Below are 18,948 nucleotides of genomic sequence, written 5' to 3'. Positions count from 1 at the left end.
CTCCTCGATACAACGTTCTGCTTGAAGCTCGTAAAGCGTTATTTCTTCGCTTTACGAGCTCCTTTGTTTTTCGTGTTTTTCTTTTTGTTTTTCTTCTTTTTGCGTGTTTCTTGTGGTTCTTTGACAACAGAATTTACTGTTTCTGGTTTTCTTTCTTTCGTACTCTTTTTTTCTGAATACGTATCTTTGGCTACATTCTTTTTTTCTAGTTCATCTTTGGCTTTTGGCTGCTCATGAAGTGCACCATCATATAAAAAGATTTCCTGATAAGGAATGGCCAATTGTTTCATCAAACGTTGATAATCCCTTTTGGTGCCATCGTTGATAAACGTAATCACTGCCCCTTGTGCACCCATCCGGCCAACGCGACCAGAACGATGAATATAGCTCTCTTCGGTTAAAGGAACATCTACGTTTACGACGTAAGGGACCCCTGTGAAATCTAAGCCCCGTGCCGCAATATCCGTGGTTAATAACAACTTCACTCGTTCTGCTTTAAATTGATCGATCGCCAATTTACGCAACTGTTTACTTTGATCTGAAGCCAGACCAATAGCTGGCACATTCTCATAAACTAATTTTTCTTCTGCTGCACCTAAATCAGCAACTTGATTGAAAAAGACCATGCTTCTGAATGCTTCTGTATGGGCCAAACGACGTAAGTAATCAGCTTTTTTTCTTGGTGCTAACCGAATAAAGTAGTGGGCGACTTGACCTGCTGAAGTATCTTCTTCCGTCACATCAATCACCTGTAATTTTTGGCTTAAAGATTGCGCTTGATTCACGACACGATCAGCAGTCGCTGAATAAAAAACAAGTTGGTATTCGGTTGGTGTGTGTGTCAAAATTTGCTTGGTTAAACTTAGCTCTTCCTCTTGGAAAAGTTGATCAACTTCATCCATTACGATTGTTTTTAACAACTGAGCTTTGACTTTTTTATTCTTCATTAACTCTAAAATTCGACCTGGTGTTCCGATTAACACTTCGGGACGTTTTTTTAACTTGTCAATCTGGCGTGAAACATTTGCCCCACCGATTAACGTTTGAACCGTTAATTGAAGTGGCTTAGCCCAAGTCCGAGCAACTTCAGCAATTTGCATAGCTAATTCTTGAGACGGAGCAATAATCAACAATTGATTTCCCTGTCCTTTTTCAACAGTTAAGAGTAAAGGCAGCATGTAAGCAAGTGTTTTTCCAGTTCCTGTCGGCGAAATTCCTAAAACATTTTCTCCTTCGCGAAGGGGCGTAAAACTTTTTTCTTGAATTGTTGATGGTTCGTTAAAGCCAGAAGCTTGCCACTGTTCTTGCCAAGCCTCTGGAAGTTGTTCTAAAAATCTCATATTGTTCCTTTCCTATCGCTTAATTCTTATTTATCAGCATCAAAAATAATGCCGGCACTATGACGTAAATCAGTGACTACTTTATTGACATTTCGAGCAAGCTCAACCCATTCTTCATACTTGGTGCCCCAATACTTATCTGTTGGGTTATTTAAAACTGCTGCAAAATCACGGGCTTCTTCAATCATTGGATTATCGGCTACTTGAATATCTAAGACATCACGTTCTTCATGTGCGCGATCATGGTACTCAGCCGAAGAAATAGCATTGACACTATCTAAAATCAAGGTCCCATTTTCAAAGTAAATTTCGGATGGCGCAAAAGAATCACTAATTTTCCCAGTGTTTAACGTCACGTCAAACTGATCATATCGTAAAATAATTGTTCCTAAGCCATCGACACCTGTCGCAATTTTACTAGCAAAATAATGGCTTTCGTTTGGTACGCCAAACCAGCCCAAGGCTGCATAAACTAAATAAACGCCTAAATCTGCTAAGGCTCCCCCAGAAAAATGAGGAGAAAAAATATTTGGCTCTTTGCCTTCTAATACTTGATCATAGCGAGAAGAATATTTCATATACGTAAAATTCGCACCTAAAATTTGGTTTTTTAATGGCAATAATTCAGCAATTTTTTGGAAACTTTGCTCATGAATATTACGGGCCGCTTCAAAGAAATACACACGATTTTTATTCGCTAATTCAATAATTTCTGCCATCTCATCAGGTGTTGAAAAAGCTGGTTTTTCAACAATTACATTTTTTTTCGCTAAAATTGCTTGTTTCGCTTGTTCAAAATGTAATGAATTTGGTGAGGCAATATAAACCGTATCCATATGTGCAATACCAAAAAACGTCTCTAAATCAATTGCATATTCCACATCCCCATAGCGAGAACCAAATTCTTGTGCCGTTGCTAGTTTCCGAGAATAAACAGCCGTTAAATCGTACGCACCCGTTTCTAAAGCTGCTGCAACAAATTGATGACTAATCCAATTGGTACCAATTACGCCTAAATGTATCATAATCAAAAACCTCCATTTTTTGTTTATTTACTCTCTTTATAATAGTAATCTCTCGTACAAAAGTCACGTAATTACCCTGCCTTAAAGCGCTAGGAGTTCTTCAAGTTATTTATTAGGATCATCAAATGCCTGTAATAAATCAAAGGTTACCTGTGACTTAAGTTCAATCGTTGCTGGTGTTACGTGGCAATTGTAAGCAAGGACTTGCACACCTTGATCAATTGCAGCACCCAGATTTTCAGCAAAGGCAGGTTGCATCTCTTGGTGAATCGTTGCTTGCTTAATTTCTTCAAATTGGACCACAAACAAAATGTAACAGCGGTAACCCGCTTTAGTTGCAGCCATTAGTTCAGTGACATGCTTCAAGCCACGAAGTGTTGGCGCGTCAGGAAAAGCACCGATGCCTTTATTTTCTAAAGTCATGCCTTTCACTTCGACAAAAGCTTGTTCGTCCGCATCCGTTTCCACTAGAAAATCAAATTTTGAATGTGCAAATCGTTGCTCACGTTTAACAGTTTGGATCGTACCAACTAAACCAGGAAGCACAATTTGACCATTTTTTAACGCTTCATTGACTAATGTATTCGGTACTTGGCTATCAATATTAATCCAAAAAGAACCTTTTTTTACTGCAATCAAATCGTAATCTGTTTTTCTTTTAGGCGATGGTTGATAACTAAGCGCCACAACAGCACCTGGTAAAAAAACTTCTTTCCCTCTGCCAGTATTTTTGACATGTGTGACCACTTCTTCATTTGTTTCCATTAAACGACAGTGTGCAATAAACCGATTGGGTCGTTCGATAAAATAAGCAAGTTGGACATTCGGGTACTTCATACACAGACTTCCTTTCTTACACACTATACCATAAAAAAACAAGGAAAAGTATAGACCAAAACCAACAATTTTACTATCTTGTGTCAATCATTAAATATTTGTCAATTCTCAGCGATTTAGTCGAATATTTTAGACAAGTTCTATATAATAAAGGTAACGAAGACGAATAAATGAAAATGAAGGTTAGGAGGAATTTCTTTGAAAAAACATTGGACTTTCTTGGTTGGTGCATCTTTACTTACTGGATTAGCAGGCTCTATCCTCTGGAAAAAAAATAAACAGCTCCCTGCCCCACAGGAGCTTCAACACAATTATACTGGGCATTGGTGGTTTGTAGACGTGAAAAAAGCCACGCAACACACCTTAGAAATCACCTCATCTTTCAATGTTTTCATTGATGGCAAACAAACGCATGCCTTGCTTGTTGAATTAACCCCTAAACGCTTAGTTATCTTAGACAAGTTAGGTTACCATTTAATCATTCAATGTGAAAATGGTGTCCCTGCGACGCTTTACGATGAAGCCGACGATGAAACCTACACACTAGAACGGGCCATTTACAATTAATAAATCACCCACGACACATAAAACGAAGTATGTGCGGTGGGTGATTTATTTTTTACATCCCTTGCAAAAGCATTCAGAAAGTTTTCTTACAACTTGAATATTATTAAATAGTCAAATGCGCCTTTTTCTGATAAACTTAGGATGATGTTTTTTTGAAAGGATGAGCCCCTATGACACCAAATCGCGAAGACTATTTAAAATTAATTTTTGAACTAGGTGGCGACGAAGTTAAAGTGAATAATAAACAAATTGTTTCTGGACTCGATGTTTCGGCAGCTTCGGTTAGTGAGATGATTTCAAAGTTAGTAAAAGAAGATTTGGTTGAGCATTCTCCTTATCAAGGGGTACAATTAACTGAAAAAGGCTTAAAAAAAGCGAGTACGTTAATTCGCAAACACCGAATCTGGGAAGTCTTTTTAGTAGAGCACTTAAATTACACTTGGAATGATGTGCACGAAGAGGCAGAAGTTTTAGAACATGTTACTTCACAGACGCTTGTGAACCGTTTAGCGGATTATTTAAATCATCCAGAATTTTGTCCACACGGTGGTGTTATTCCCGAAGATAATCAACCCATTCATGAGGAGAAACGCCAAACGTTAACAGACTACCCTGTTGGCACAAAAGTTCGGATTGCACGTGTCTTAGACGAAAAAGAATTACTGGATTATTTAGTTTCCATTGATTTAAATATTCAAGAAGAATATACGATTAAAGAAATTGCTGCATATGAAGGACCTATCACCATTTATAATGAAAACAAAGAATTATCCGTCAGCTTTAAAGCAGCAAACACAATTTTTGTTGAGCCGTTGATTAGAGAAAGTGAGGAAAACTAATGAATGAAAAAGTAGCATTATTTACTATTTTCGGGGGGACAGGTGATCTTGCCAAACGTAAATTGTATCCTTCCCTGTTCCGCTTATATAAAAAAGGATTATTAGCTGAGCGTTTTGCGGTGATTGGTACCGCACGTCGGGAATGGACAGACGAATACTATCGGGAAATCGTTCGTGAAACCATTCAAGACTTAAATCCCACGGCCGAAGAGGCGACTGAATTTTCTAGTCATTTCTATTACCAATCACATAATGTGAATGATACGGAACATTATAATACCTTAAAAGAATTATCTGATCGTCTAAATGAACAATACCACTTAGAAGGTAATCATGTTTACTATCTAGCTATGGCCCCTCAATTCTTTGGAACCATTGTTAATCACTTGAAATCACAACATATTATTTCGGAAGAAGGCTTTGATCGACTAATTATCGAAAAGCCATTTGGTTCTGATTATGAATCTGCCTACGAATTAAATGAAGAAATTCGTGCTGCATTTCCTGAACAAGATATTTTCCGAATTGACCATTACTTAGGCAAAGAAATGATCCAAAATATTTCAGCCATTCGTTTTGCCAATAATATTTTTGAATCACAATGGAACAATCGTTACATTGATAATGTCCAAATCACCTTCGCTGAAAGCTTAGGTGTCGAGGATCGTGGCGGCTATTATGACCACAGTGGCGCACTAAAAGATATGGTTCAAAATCATATTTTACAAGTCGTTGCATTGCTTTCTATGGAGCCTCCTGTTGCTTTTTCTGAAAAAGAAATTCGGACTGAAAAAGTAAAAGCTTTACGTGCCATCCGCCTTTATTCTGAAGAAGAAGCCCTTCAAAATTTCGTGCGTGGACAATACGGCGAAGGTCAGCTAGCTGATCAAACATTTGCAGCCTATCGTGATGAACCGAATGTGGCAGAAACTTCATCCACTGAAACTTTTGTTGCTGGTAAATTTTTAATTGATAATTTCCGTTGGTCTGGCGTCCCTTTCTATGTTCGCACAGGTAAACGATTAACTGAAAAAGGCACACGTATTAACATCGTCTTTAAACAAGTACCTATTAATGTCTTCAAAGATGATACGTGTGAAGAATGCGATAAAACCGATTTACCACCGAATGTTTTAACTATCTATATCCAACCAACTGAAGGATTTTCATTAACCTTAAATGGAAAAGAAATCGGTCAAGGGTTCAATACAACTCCAGTGAAACTTGATTTCCGTCAAAGTGCTGAAATGACTGAAAATAGTCCAGAAGCATATGAAAAACTTCTATTAGACTGCCTAAATGGCGATAGTACAAACTTCTCTCATTGGGACGAAGTTGCCCAATCTTGGCGCATTGTTGACATTATTCGACATGCTTGGGATAAAACAGACGTTTCTTTCCCTAATTATGCCGCTGGCACAATGGGCCCGCAAGCTGCCTTCGACTTATTAGAAAAAGATGGCTTTACTTGGGAATGGCAACCAGATAACTGGTACCGTGACCGCGGTCAACTTGATCAATAAATAAGCCAAAAAAGATCCGCTAGTTAACGACTAGCGGATCTTTTTTCTTGTTTATTCGAATCCTTCAGCAACCGCTTCTGGATAATTTTCTTCAACAATGTGTGCACAACGGCCACAAAGTGTTGGTAATTTTTCATCTGAGCCGACATCTTGACGAACGGAACGACAACGGTCACACGTTTCGCCTTCTGCTTTTTCAACTAAAATAGCCATGTCTTCAAATTGAACAGCTTCACTAGGTGCTACTTCTTTTGATACTTCAAAGTCGGAAACAATTAGTAATTGAGCAATATCTGCATCAACAGCTGTCATTAATTGACGAATTTGTTCATTTGGATAAACGGTCACTTTGGCTTCTAACGATTTACCGATTAATTTAGAATGACGAGCTTCTTCCAACGCTTTTAAGACATTGTCACGGAAATCCATAAAGGCTGCCCATGTATCCATCAATTCTTCTTCATTAGTAAACGTTTCGTAACCTGGGAATTCAGCTAATTGCACATACTCTTCTTCTTCTTGTAAGAAACTCCAAATTTCTTCCGCTGTATGTGGAATAATTGGTGTCAATAATTTTGTTAATGAAACCAATGTTTGATAGAAAACAGTCTGCATACAACGACGTTGATAATCGTTTTCAGCTTCAATATAAACGACATCTTTCGCAAAGTCTAAATAGAAAGAAGATAAATCTACAGTTAAGAAGTTCATAACTGTCCGATAAATATGCATGAAATTATATTTTTCATAACCATTTTCACGGATTTCTTGAATGACTTGATTTAAACGAACCGTCATGTATTTATCTACAGAACGTAAATCAGCATAAGCTACAGTATGCTCAGCTGGATTAAAATCACTCGTATTCGCTAACAAGAAACGCATAGTATTACGGATTTTCCGGTACACTTCAGATACTTGGTTTAAGATATCCATTGAGACACGCACATCGGCTTCCGCGTCAACACTACTTACCCACAAGCGTAAGATATCTGCCCCCATTTGGTTGATAACTTTTTCAGGTAAGATGGTATTGCCTAACGATTTACTCATCTTACGGCCTTCGCCATCGAGAACCATCCCTTGAGAAATGATTGATTTATAAGGCGCTACCCCATTGATAGCAACACTTGTTGTAATACTTGAGTTAAACCAACCACGATATTGGTCAGAACCTTCTAAATACATATCTGCTGGGAAAGTTAACTCTTCTCTTTCTCGTAAAACTCCTTCATGTGAAGAACCTGAGTCAAACCAAACGTCCATGATATCTGTTTCTTTGGTAAACTCGCCATTTGGTGAACCTGGATGTGTAAAGCCTGCTGGTAGTAACTCTTTTGCTTCACGCATAAACCAGATATTTGATCCATGTTCTGCAAATAAATTCGCTACATGTTCAATTGTTTCTGGCGTAATGATGGCTTCCCCGTTTTCAGCATAGAAGATCGGTAATGGCACACCCCACGCTCTTTGGCGAGAGATTACCCAATCACCACGGTCACGAATCATATTATACAAACGTGTTTTTCCCCAAGGAATTAGCCAGTCAACTTTCTCAACTTCATCTAAAATATCTTGACGGAATTTAGAGATTGAAGCAAACCATTGTGGCGTTGCACGGTAAATAACTGGTTTTTTGGTACGCCAGTCATGTGGATAACTATGCGTAAAGAAATCTAATTTTAATAACGCGCCTTTTTCTTCTAATAACTCAGTAATCATTGGATTCGCTTTGTCATAGAAAATTCCTTCAAAACCAGGTGCTTCATCTGTAAAGACCCCACGGCTGTCAACAGGAGAAATAACAGGTAAATCATATTTACGGCTAACGATATAGTCATCTTCACCATGCCCTGGTGCGGTATGAACTAAGCCAGTCCCGGCATCTAGCGTCACGTGGTCGCCTAGCATAACAAGTGATGTTCGATCATAGAATGGATGTTGAGCTGTCATACGATCTAATTTTTCACCAGAAAATTCTCGCAAGACTTCTACTTCTTCCCAACCAATCGCTTCTTTAACTGTTGTTAATAAATCTTTAGCAATTACAAATTTACGACCGTCTGCCTTCACTTCAACATACGTAAAATCAGGATTAACTGAAATACCTAAGTTGGCTGGTAATGTCCAAGGGGTTGTCGTCCAGATGACGAAGGCTGTCTCGTTATCTAAAAGACCTTTACCATCGGCCACATTAAAAGCTACGTAAATAGAAGGTGATTTTACATCTTTGTATTCAATTTCTGCTTCTGCTAAAGAAGATTCACTTGAAGGAGACCAATAAATTGGTTTTAAGCCTTTATAAATATAGCCTTTTTCTGCCATCTTACCAAAAACACGAATTTCTGCTGCTTCATACTCTGGATCTAACGTAATATATGGATGTTCCCAATCGCCTGACACACCTAAACGTTTAAAATCGTTACGTTGTTTATCGACTTGTGATAAGGCATACTCTTTACATTTTTCGCGATACTCAGCGACAGTCATTTCTTTACGTTTAACCCCTTTATTGGTTAACACTTGCTCAATTGGTAAACCATGGGTATCCCAACCAGGCACATAAGGAGAACGGAAACCAGACATTGATTTTGAACGAATAATAATATCTTTACTGATTTTATTCAAAGAATGTCCTAAATGAATATTTCCGTTTGCATATGGAGGGCCATCATGTAAAACAAAGGTTGGTTTTCCTTCGTTTAATTTTTGACGTTGTTCATATAAGCCTTTTTCTTCCCAGTCTTTTTGCCATTCTGCTTCACGGTTTGGCAAGTTCCCACGCATTGGAAAAGCTGTTTTTCCTAATTGCAATGTTTCTTTCATTTTCATATGCATTTGCCTCGCTTTCATTTTATCGATTTAATTGTGTTAGTTCATACTAAAGATGAACGATAGCTGATAAAAGTAGATAAAAAAAGAGTACTCCATCCCAAGGGACGAAGTACTCGTGTTACCACCCAAATTCAAAGTAGAGTTGCCCCTACTTTCTCTGAAATTGATAACGGTAATTATCCGGCAGTTCCTACTCAAGTGTTCAGAACTGCATCTAGGATAGAGGATCTGTTTAATGCCAGTGTCTGTCAAACTTTCACTATCATTGACTCGCTGCTAAGAATAAACATTAAACGTTCTGTTCTATCTATTTTGATTCTTCTTCAATTGTTTCTTCAGTGACTTCAATTACAGGCTTTTTTTCTACTACAGCATCTGTGTTCTCTTCAGAGTTTACAACAGTTTCATTTTCGTTGTCAAGGTCTTGTTCATCAAGAATTTCCTTAACTGCTGTATGTTTGTCTCCGACATAACTAGAAAAAGGCTTTAAAATCTCTTCCCACTCTTCACTCTTCACTTGCTCTAATTGAGTTTCAAGCATTAAGCTTAAGCGTTGATGGAAGACACGTGTTTTCTTCTTCAAGTCTTCTGTTTCCCCAGCTAATTGACGGGCACGTTCAATTGCTTCTGCTAAGATTTGTGTTGATTTCGCTTCAGCATCTGCAATCATTGCATTTGATTTACGTTCAGCTTCTACCAAGGTTTCTTTGGCTTGGTTATCTGCCGAAGTGATAATCATTTCTGATTCTTTATTGGCACTTGATTTCACTTTATCAGCGGTATCTTGTGCAACAATAATTGATTGGTTCAATGCATCTTTCAATTCATTGAAGTATTGTAATTTTTCTTCTGCGTGTTTTAATGATTTCTCAAGTTCACGATTTTTTTGTAATGCATCTTCATAATCACGTGTGACTTGATCTAAAAAGTCATCTACATCGTCTTGGTTATAGCCTCTCATTTTTGTTGAGAAGTCTTTGTTTTGAATATCTAATGGAGTTAATGCCATATTCCTTCACCTCTTTGGATTATTTTTGTAAAACCCCTTATGAACACATTCTCATACTAATCCTGAAATAGCAAATATCTTACTTTTTTTATTATACACAACTTCGTCTGAATGAACAGCCAAAATGGTTTTCTTAAACAAAAGTTCGAGATTATTTTCTCAATACCCCTAAGAGGACACGAAATTTTTCTTTCTTTGTTTTTCCTTCTAATTCTTGAATCTGAAGGCGCCCAAATCCTCGTATCGAAACAATATCTAATAAGTCTAAAGCAAAATCTGGTCGTGTCGTTTCTGTCCAATTGACTTTTACTTTACCAGATTCGATCAATTGTTTTGATCGCTGCCTTGAAATATTAAATACGGCGGAAATTACACTATCCAGCCGCAAAGAGCTCATAGTCGTTCGCTCTTCTTGCCAACCATCCTTCGGTATCAAAATTTGTGTATAATCCCGCTCTTCTAAGCGAACAGTAATTTTACCAATTTTGTCGACTTGGTTAACAACGAAGCCAGCTACTTCTTGTGCTATAAAAACCTGCCACTTATCACCATCGGAAATAATATCTCCAAAGGCTTCCCTACGAACCCCAACATTCATCAAGGTGCCTAAAATTTTCCCATGAGATAATGTCGCAAATTTAGATGGATAAATAATTTCAAATAATACAACACCAAAATCTGTCTCTTCTGGTATGTAATACGCTGGATAAATCAAGCAGCGTTTTCGTTCTGCTTGCTCATAACCACCATAAAAAGTAAACGATAAATCACTGTTTTGTCGAATCAACGTTTCCAAAATATACGCCTGTCTAGGATCAAGAAAGTCTGTCAAATAAGGCGCGTATTGCATCTCCACTTGCTCTAGCCAATCCCCGACAGTGTCAATAAAAGGATGTTCATCTTTGCGGAAATGTTGATACACATTTGCGTTCATAGATAAATCATCCTTTCTAAAAGTTATTAATAAACAATAGCTCGTAAAATGACTGCTAAGCCACCCGCTGCTAGGTTAAGGACAATAATCCCTACCATTACGTTAAATCCAACCATTCCAATCCTTAAATTCAAACGGTCAAACAAACTTAAGTATGGTTCACAAATTCTAGAGAGCAAACGCCCGAAAGCAGAATCATATGCTCCTGGAAACCATGAAAGTAGCGCGTAAATCACTAGTAATCCTGAATAGATTTGAACGCCTTTGTATAATAGAGTAATCAGTGTTGCGATAATAACACCTCCCTAAGGCTTAGAAATCAAAGAATTGTTTGTTGGCTAAAGATTGTGCTGTCGCACTATCAATTTCCATATTCGCTGGTGTGCATAAGAAGATTTCATTGCCAACGCGCTGAATATCTCCGTCTAAAGCATACACAGTACCAGTTAAGAAATCAACGATGCGTCGTGCTTGGTCTTCTTCTACTAATGTAAAATTAACTAGCACAGCTTCTTCAGCAAATAAATGTTTCGCAATGCTCATTGCTTCTGAATACACACGTGGTTCAATAATAGTAATTTTATGTGTTTTTGCATTGGCGGTGCTTTCTTGTGCTCGTCTTGTATTCGTAGTCGCTGATTGATTAGAACTACGCATAGAAACCACTTTTTTCTCTGTGTAAGCAGCTTGTTGTGTGTCTCTTTCTTGATGCGCTTCAGCAGAACGATAGCGTGCAGAAGGCTTTTCAACTACAGGCTCACTTTGTTGTGTATAAGCTGGCTGACTGTAACTTTCCTGTTGTTGAACAGGGCGTTGTGGTTTAGGCCGAGCTGCACGACGCGGTGGTTCATTAACTGCTTTGCGCTCTTCATATTCTTCGTAGTTATCATAATAATCATCTTCTTCGCCAGATAAGCCAAAAAAGCTCGATAACGCATCCTTGTTAAAAATTGACATAAATTCCTCTCCTTTACGCATCTCTGAATAACGCTGTTCCGATTCGTATAAAAGTTGCACCTTCTTCAACTGCGATTGGGAAATCGTTACTCATTCCCATGCTAAGTTCTGTACAAGGAGCAAAAGATAAATGTTTCTCATTTACGGTCATTTGCAGCTCTTTTAATTCTCTAAATGTTGCATGTAATACTTCTTCACTTGCCCCAAAAGGTGCCATAGTCATTAGACCGACGATTTGAATTTTGTCCAAATCAGCAAGTTCTTGAATGAAAGGTAAGACGTCTTCTTTACGAAAGCCGTGCTTGCTTTCTTCCCCAGTTATATTCACTTCAACAAAACAACGAATAACTTTCGTTGCTCTTTTTTGAATTTCTTTGGCTAGACTCAGACTATCTAATGCATGAAAATAATCTATCTCATTAATAATTAATTTTACCTTCCTACGTTGTAAATTACCAATTAAATGCCACTGAATATCATTAAATTTTTCCAATCCAGCTTTCTTTTCTAGTAACTTATCTACTCGGTTTTCAGCTAAATTCTGGACACCAAGCTGAACAAGCTCTGCTGCTTCCTCAATTCCTACTGATTTAGTGACGCCAATCATTGTCACATCAGCAACAGAGCGCTGTGAGCTTTTGCATGCTAGCTGAAGTTGATTATTAATATTTGTTAAGTTTTCAGCTATCATTTCTAATCGATGCTCCTTATCGTTTTCTGCGGAAAAATGGTGGCGTACTTAATTCGTCATCATTGTGATTTGGTTCTTCACGGTGGAATGTGTCAAATTCTTTTTTGTCTACTTGTTCTAATGAAGATTCATCAACTTTTGGACGTGTATTTTGTTCTCTGCGAATATCCCAATCGCCAAAAGCACTTGCTTCTTCTTGTGATTTTGGTTGATCCATTTCCACAGATTGAGTTGTTTGTTGCATTGATTGAACCGCTTGTCTTGTTTGACGGTGCGGTTTTCTATCCTTTTTTGATTCATCAATACCTGTAGCGATTACTGTTACACGAATTTCGTCGCCTAAATCTTCATTGATTGATGTACCTAGGATGATGTTCACATCACCTGAAGCAGCATTTGTAACGATATCTGAAGCATCTTGCGCTTCAAACAAGGTCATGTCTAAGCCACCAGTAATGTTTAATAAGACTTGTTCCGCACCATCGATTGATGTTTCTAACAATGGTGAAGAAATAGCTTTTTTCGTTGCTTCAATTACGCGTTCTTCGCCGCTCGCTACACCAATTCCCATTAAAGCTGTTCCTTGGTTTTCCATCACTGTTTTCACGTCAGCAAAGTCCAAGTTTACGTAACCTGGCGCAGTGATTAAATCTGAAATCCCTTGAACACCTTGACGTAATACATTATCAGCTTCTCTAAATGCTTCAAGCATTGGCGTTTTCTTATCAACAACTTCTAATAAGCGGTTGTTTGAGATAATTAATAGTGTATCAACGTTTTCTTTTAATAAAGCAATTCCTTCAGCGGCAAAACGACCACGTTTTGGACCTTCAAAACTAAATGGACGTGTTACTACACCAACTGTTAAAGCGCCTAATTCTTTAGCGATTTTTGCAACTACTGGGGCAGCACCTGTACCAGTTCCGCCACCCATACCAGCAGTAATGAAAATCATATCCGCGCCTTGTAATGATTCTGAAATCACTTGTTCACTTTCTTCTGCAGCTTTTTGGCCAACTTCAGGTTGTGAACCGGCACCTAAACCTCGAGTGTATTTAGGGCCTAATTGAATCACTGTTTCTGCTTTTGAATGTTTTAATGCTTGAACGTCTGTATTAGCTGTGATAAATTCCACGCCTTTAACGTTTTCTTCGATCATACGGTTTACAGCGTTTCCGCCGCCGCCACCTACACCGATAACTTTAATGACTGCACCGTTGTTAATGTTATTGTCTAATGAAAATTCCATGATATCGTATCCTCCTGTTTGTGTGATTAGTCGAAAATGTTCGAGAAGAAGTCTTTGATTTTGCCTGTCACTTTTTCACCAGACTCACGTTCGTTGAATTCTTCGTATTCTTCTTGAGGCTGTTCAGCATATGTGTCATAGCGAACTTCTTGTTGGACAGCGACTGATTGTGCTGGTTTCGATTTTTCACCAGGGATTGCATATTTGGCAATGTGATAAATATCGTTTAGTTGCGCTGAATATTCCACAATGCTAATGACATTAGCAAAGACTGGGTTACGTAAGCCCATGTGATTTGGTACGTATAGTTTTACGTTGGCTTCAAAAATTTCTTGCGCCAAATCGACAATACCTGGCATACTAGCGGCGCCACCAGTTAATACAACGCCTCCAGGTAATTCAAACGCATCAATTTCATCCAGAACTTCTTTTGATTTTCTCAAAATTTGTTCCACACGCGCTTCAATAATTTCTGAAAGGTAACGTTCGTCCACTCTTACAGGCTCTGACTTACCGATAACATCAACAGGAAACTCTTCGTTTGCTGAAGTTCTTTCTGGATAAGCATCCCCATAATTAATTTTTAAGGCTTCGGCGTTGTTAAAAGAAGTATTCAATACGATTGAGATATCTTTCGTGATGAACTCGCCGCCTTCTTGGTTAACATGAGTAAATTTCAATTGTTTGTCGTGGATAACAGATGTCGTTGTTTGACCGCCACCCATATCAATGACAATTGTTCCAAAGTCTTTTTCGCCATCTGTTAAAATTGTTTCTGTTAAAGCAAGCGGTGTAATCACTAATTCGTTAATTCCTAAGCCAGCTTTTTCAACACATTTACGGATGTTATGGATGATTGTTTTTGGTCCAGTATAGACAACGCCAAACATCTCCATGCGAACGCCAAGCATTCCACGTGGGTCTTTGATGCCTTCAAAGCCGTCGACGGTAAAGTCTTGCGGTAAGATTGCAACAATTTGACGTTCAGGAGGAGTTGAACGAACCAAAGCTGCAGATGCGACGTTGCGCACATCCTCATCTGTAATTTCTTTTGATTCACTGCTAACAGCTATCATTCCTTGACAGCTTTCTACTTCTAATAAATTCGCTGGTAATCCAACATTTACGCTTTTAATTTGAATGCCGGCTTTTTCTTCGGCTTGTCGAACGGCCCGTTGGATTGCTTGAACTGTTTGATCAATATCGACGACAATCCCTCGATTCAAACCGTCTGATTTTGCATTTCCAACGCCGATGATGTTCATTTGACCTTCAATATATTCAGCGACAACTACTTTGACAGAAGTTGTACCAATATCGAGGCCTACATACATTCCTGTTTTTGCCATGAACGGAATTCCTCCTCCTATTAATTCCAATATCTAAGCGGACAAAGGCGTCCGTTTAACTATCTCTTTTTTAGTATTATTCACTTCTTCCAATTTTACCATAAAAATGGGGGTTTTAGAAAGCAGATTATACGAATTTGTTCGTTAATTTTTGAAACATTTTTGTAAAAAACTTATTCTGCTTGTTGCACTTCTTGATTTTCTCCATTTGTCGGCGTACCATTATTCGCTTCATCCGTTGCTGCGCCTGCATTTGGGTCCACAACTTCTTGATTTTCAACCGCTGAATCTTCGGAAACTTCACTGCCCGTTTCTTCACTTTCTTTTTCATACGGATAAGAAAAAATGCCGACTTCCATATCAACGATTCCAGGTTTGTCCATTTGCTCGGCTACTTGTGAATAATAAGCCATTTTTTCACTTAAATCAGAAATATTAACAATCACTCGATTGCCATCATTCATATAGACATTAATCAAGTCTTTATTGGTTTTGGATGGTGCATATTTAATTTCTGAAATTCCTTGTTTAATTTCTTGAGGTAATTTGTTGTAAGAGGCCATTAATTCAGGGATTAATTTATCCTCTTTGAAATTTTCAAAAATTGGTTTGCCACTTTCAGCAGCTTTGGTGGTTTCCGCCAAAGTTTTACCATTCTCTAAAATCGGATGATAGCCGCCTTTAGTCGCAGCAAGAGCGACAATTTGATACTCTTGAATATCAATTTTAAATGAATTAATACCATTTAACTTAATGTTCGCCTTTTTTATAATTGGAAACTTTTTCTGAATATTTGCAGAAAAATAATTTCTATTTGAATACTGCTCCCATAAGCCACTACCCGTTTCAAGTTTTGACTGCTGAATAATCGCTTGACTCTCCACACTTTTGTTGCCTGAAACTGTTACTTCACTCAATCGACTAAGAGGCGAAACAAAATACAATGCCACTAAAATGGCTGTCCCTAAACAAGTTAAAATAAAGGCTAAACGCCTGTATAAGCGCTTGTTCCGTGTTTTCTTAACGTTCGGTAAACGATCTGCAAAATGCTCCTCTTCTTCCACTGTTTCTTGTGGAAGATGTTGTTGAGGCTCTTCTTGACTTTGTTCTTGTAAAGTGATGGTGACTTCTGCTTGTTCGTTTTCACCTTTTGAAGCAGCTTCTTCCGCTTGCTTCTTCAAATATTCTTGGTTTTGTTTTTGCCAAGGTGTCAGTTCAGGTTGAGACTCTTCCGATTTTTTTGGAGGTAATGGTTTTCTTTTTTTGAATATATCGTTCTCGTTACTAATCTTCCACACCTCCTATCTCAGACTAACGTTTTCACAACTTGATACAAACGATCACTTGCATCTGGGATGCCTTCCCCTTTGGACGCCGTTGCCATCTGTTGTCTTTTTTCATTGTTTAATAAAATATCATCAATTGCCGCAACTAAACGAGCGCCGGTCAATTCTGCATCTGGAATCATTTCAACAGCACCAACTTTTACTAAGCTTTGCGCGTTTTTCGTTTGATGATCATTCGTGACGTAAGGACTCGGAATTAAAATTGCTGGTAATCCTAATGCGGTGAACTCCGCAATTGAGGTTGCTCCTGCTCGTCCCACCATTAAATCGGTATTAGCCATCACTTCAACCATTTTATCAATATACGGTTGCACACTTATGTTTGTCAATTTCTTTTCAGAAAGCTTTAGACTTTCTTGAAGTTCCTGATAATATCTTTCTCCTGAAGCGTATAAAACTTGATACTCTCTCTCTTCAAACAAAGGAAAGGCCTGTTCAAACGCTTGATTGATTTTCAAGGCGCCACGACTTCCGCCAAATAAAACCACCGTTTTCTTTGCTGGATCCAAGCCAAACTCTGATAAAATAGCTGACTTTTCCACCGTTACGACTTCTTGTCCCCGCGGGTTCCCTGTTAAAATTGTTTTTTCTTTCGGGAAAAAACTAGCGACATCTGGAAAACAAATCGCAATTTTATCCACATAACGACTTAAAAATTTATTTGTCATTCCGGGGATACTATTTTGTTCATGAATAATTGTCGGTATTTTTAATTGGTGGGCCGCATAAACTACTGCACCAGAAACATAACCGCCTGTACCAATGACCACATCTGGTTGAAATTCACGAATAATTTTTTTTGCTTTATTAATGCTTGTTAAAAATAAATAAATTGTTTTAAAATTTTGAGGACTTAGCGAACGCTTAAATCCTTGAATTTTAATCGTTTTAAATGGAATTTTCGCCTTTGGCACAATTTGACTTTCTAGACCATTTTCTGTTCCCACATACAAGAATTCTGTTGCAGGTGCTTCTTTTTTGACGTGTTCGACGAAGGATAACGCAGGATAGATATGCCCACCTGTGCCACCACCAGTTACTAGTATCTTCATTTTCTCACATTTCACTTTCTTTTAATTGTTGAACAGCTTGCATAAAGGCTTCCCCGCGTACTTCAAAATTCGGGTATTGGTCCCAACTTGCGCAAGCAGGTGATAGTAAAATAGTATCATCTTTTTCCGAATAATCAAAGGCAATGGTAACCGCCGTTTGAACATTTTCAGCAAATAAAATTGTTTCAATGTTCGCTTTTTTAGCAGCTTCCGCCAATTTTTCTTTGGTTTCTCCAAACAAAACAATTGCTTTGAGTCCCAACAGGGCAGGAACCAATTCATCAAATGAGTTACCGCGATCCAAGCCACCCGCAAGTAAAAGTAGCTTTTGGTTGTCAAACCCACTTAACGCCATCTCTGTAGCTAAAATATTGGTTGCTTTTGAATCGTTATAAAAACGTCTTTGCTGAACTTCGCCAACAAATTGCGTTCGATGGGGAACGCCCGAAAAGTTTTTCAAAGTTTGTCTAATCTGAACATTCGATACATTTTTTAATTTAGCTACACAAATCGCTGCGAGTGCATTTTCAATATTGTGACTGCCAGGAATACCTAACTCATCGGCGGGCATAATATATTCTTCATTAAAATATAATTTCCCATCTAAAAGATAAGCCCCTTCTACTGCTTCTTTCGTTGAAAAAGGCAATACGTTGGCCGCTGTGGTTTTGGCTAACGTTTGAAGCTCTACTTGATTCCAATTTAAAATCAAGGTGTCCTCTGCGGTCATGTTTTTTTGAATGGCCCATTTTGCAGCAACATATTCTTTCCGCGAACCATGATAATCCAAGTGTGCTTCAAAAATATTTGTAATTACTGCAATTTGTGGGTGAAACGTCTCAATTCCCATTAACTGAAAACTAGAAAGTTCCATCACAAGATCATCCTTGGCCGTTGCTTCTTGAGCCACCGTACTCGCTGGAAAACCAATATTTCCCGCCAAACGTGCCTCACCAGCCGTTCTGTCAGCATTTAGCAGTAAACCAATCATCGTGGTCGTGGTTGTTTTACCATTGGTGCCCGTAATGCCGACAATTGGACATTCGGCAATTTGACCTGCTAATTCCACCTCAGTTATGATAGGAATTTTCCGAGTTAGTGCTTCTGCCACAAGTGGATTTGTATAAGGAATACCAGGATTTTTAACGATTAGTTCAAATTCTTCATCCAACAATTCAATTGGATGCCCCCCTGTAACAACACGAATACCCAAGGTTAATAAATCTTGGGCGTCAGGGTTTTGATCAAATTGTTTCGCGTCATTAACGGTAACGAGCGCACCTAACTCATGTAAGAGTTTCGCTGCGCTGACACCACTTTTAGCTAGTCCTAAAACCAACACTTTTTTGTTTTGATAGGTTGTTATTTTTTTCATTGTCAATTTCCCCTTTGATA

General features: G+C 38.3%; 17 protein-coding genes. 3 read left to right on the top strand and 14 right to left on the bottom strand.

Features of this window, described 5'->3' with window-relative positions; all coding sequences use genetic code 11:
* Positions 1 to 38: 38 nt before the first annotated feature.
* From IGJ24_RS03785 to sfsA, 3 genes are all read right to left on the bottom strand, one after another.
* A complete protein-coding gene (locus IGJ24_RS03785) occupies positions 39 to 1,340 on the bottom strand; it encodes a DEAD/DEAH box helicase (protein ID WP_002366395.1) in 1,302 nt (433 codons plus the stop codon).
* A 26-nt stretch (positions 1,341 to 1,366) separates the two neighbouring features.
* On the bottom strand, positions 1,367 to 2,365 hold the full coding sequence (locus tag IGJ24_RS03780) for a Gfo/Idh/MocA family protein (protein WP_002355910.1): 999 nt from the start codon (positions 2,363 to 2,365) through the stop codon (positions 1,367 to 1,369).
* A gap of 105 nt (positions 2,366 to 2,470) precedes the next feature.
* Entirely contained in the window at positions 2,471 to 3,202 is a 732-nt protein-coding gene (gene sfsA, locus IGJ24_RS03775) for a DNA/RNA nuclease SfsA (RefSeq protein ID WP_010712190.1), read from the bottom strand.
* A 198-nt stretch (positions 3,203 to 3,400) separates the two neighbouring features.
* Here sfsA and IGJ24_RS03770 point away from each other — a divergent pair, with 198 nt between their 5' ends.
* The 3 genes from IGJ24_RS03770 (at position 3,401) to zwf (ending at position 6,131) form a co-directional block, all read left to right on the top strand.
* On the top strand, positions 3,401 to 3,769 hold the full coding sequence (locus tag IGJ24_RS03770) for a DUF4828 domain-containing protein (protein ID WP_002396484.1): 369 nt from the start codon (positions 3,401 to 3,403) through the stop codon (positions 3,767 to 3,769).
* 170 nt (positions 3,770 to 3,939) lie between these two features.
* Positions 3,940 to 4,608, top strand: coding sequence for a metal-dependent transcriptional regulator (locus IGJ24_RS03765; RefSeq protein WP_002355907.1), 669 nt, complete (start codon positions 3,940 to 3,942; stop codon positions 4,606 to 4,608).
* On the top strand, positions 4,608 to 6,131 hold the full coding sequence (gene zwf, locus IGJ24_RS03760; RefSeq protein ID WP_002355906.1) for a glucose-6-phosphate dehydrogenase: 1,524 nt from the start codon (positions 4,608 to 4,610) through the stop codon (positions 6,129 to 6,131). Before IGJ24_RS03765 ends, zwf begins: the two co-directional genes overlap by 1 nt.
* A gap of 51 nt (positions 6,132 to 6,182) precedes the next feature.
* Here zwf and ileS read toward each other — a convergent pair whose 3' ends face one another.
* The 11 genes from ileS to murD form a co-directional block, all read right to left on the bottom strand.
* Positions 6,183 to 8,963 (bottom strand): isoleucine--tRNA ligase, encoded by a 2,781-nt coding sequence (ileS, locus tag IGJ24_RS03755; protein ID WP_002381313.1) that lies wholly within the window; start codon positions 8,961 to 8,963, stop codon positions 6,183 to 6,185.
* 310 nt (positions 8,964 to 9,273) lie between these two features.
* Entirely contained in the window at positions 9,274 to 9,975 is a 702-nt protein-coding gene (divIVA, locus tag IGJ24_RS03750) for a cell division protein DivIVA (protein ID WP_002355904.1), read from the bottom strand.
* Between the two features lie 151 nt (positions 9,976 to 10,126).
* Complete coding sequence (locus IGJ24_RS03745; RefSeq protein ID WP_002355903.1) at positions 10,127 to 10,909, bottom strand: RNA-binding protein; 783 nt, start codon at positions 10,907 to 10,909, stop codon at positions 10,127 to 10,129.
* A gap of 26 nt (positions 10,910 to 10,935) precedes the next feature.
* Positions 10,936 to 11,193 (bottom strand): YggT family protein, encoded by a 258-nt coding sequence (locus IGJ24_RS03740; protein WP_002355902.1) that lies wholly within the window; start codon positions 11,191 to 11,193, stop codon positions 10,936 to 10,938.
* Positions 11,194 to 11,221: 28 nt separating this feature from the next.
* On the bottom strand, positions 11,222 to 11,866 hold the full coding sequence (locus IGJ24_RS03735; protein WP_002355901.1) for a cell division protein SepF: 645 nt from the start codon (positions 11,864 to 11,866) through the stop codon (positions 11,222 to 11,224).
* A gap of 13 nt (positions 11,867 to 11,879) precedes the next feature.
* On the bottom strand, positions 11,880 to 12,557 hold the full coding sequence (locus tag IGJ24_RS03730) for a YggS family pyridoxal phosphate-dependent enzyme (protein ID WP_002358890.1): 678 nt from the start codon (positions 12,555 to 12,557) through the stop codon (positions 11,880 to 11,882).
* A 16-nt stretch (positions 12,558 to 12,573) separates the two neighbouring features.
* Complete coding sequence (gene ftsZ, locus IGJ24_RS03725) at positions 12,574 to 13,806, bottom strand: cell division protein FtsZ (RefSeq protein WP_129194219.1); 1,233 nt, start codon at positions 13,804 to 13,806, stop codon at positions 12,574 to 12,576.
* Positions 13,807 to 13,832: 26 nt separating this feature from the next.
* Positions 13,833 to 15,155, bottom strand: a complete 1,323-nt coding sequence (gene ftsA / locus IGJ24_RS03720; protein WP_002355898.1) for a cell division protein FtsA — start codon at positions 15,153 to 15,155, stop codon at positions 13,833 to 13,835.
* A gap of 173 nt (positions 15,156 to 15,328) precedes the next feature.
* Complete coding sequence (locus IGJ24_RS03715; RefSeq protein WP_002355897.1) at positions 15,329 to 16,453, bottom strand: cell division protein FtsQ/DivIB; 1,125 nt, start codon at positions 16,451 to 16,453, stop codon at positions 15,329 to 15,331.
* 8 nt (positions 16,454 to 16,461) lie between these two features.
* Positions 16,462 to 17,553, bottom strand: a complete 1,092-nt coding sequence (gene murG / locus IGJ24_RS03710) for an undecaprenyldiphospho-muramoylpentapeptide beta-N-acetylglucosaminyltransferase (protein WP_002355896.1) — start codon at positions 17,551 to 17,553, stop codon at positions 16,462 to 16,464.
* Between the two features lie 4 nt (positions 17,554 to 17,557).
* On the bottom strand, positions 17,558 to 18,928 hold the full coding sequence (gene murD, locus IGJ24_RS03705; RefSeq protein ID WP_002415087.1) for a UDP-N-acetylmuramoyl-L-alanine--D-glutamate ligase: 1,371 nt from the start codon (positions 18,926 to 18,928) through the stop codon (positions 17,558 to 17,560).
* Between the last annotated feature and the right edge of the window lie 20 nt (positions 18,929 to 18,948).

The organism is Enterococcus sp. DIV0546 (genome assembly GCF_051712785.1).
In the GTDB taxonomy this organism is placed as follows: Bacteria; Bacillota; Bacilli; order Lactobacillales; family Enterococcaceae; genus Enterococcus; species Enterococcus faecalis.
This window is presented reverse-complemented; position numbering and strand designations above follow the sequence as displayed.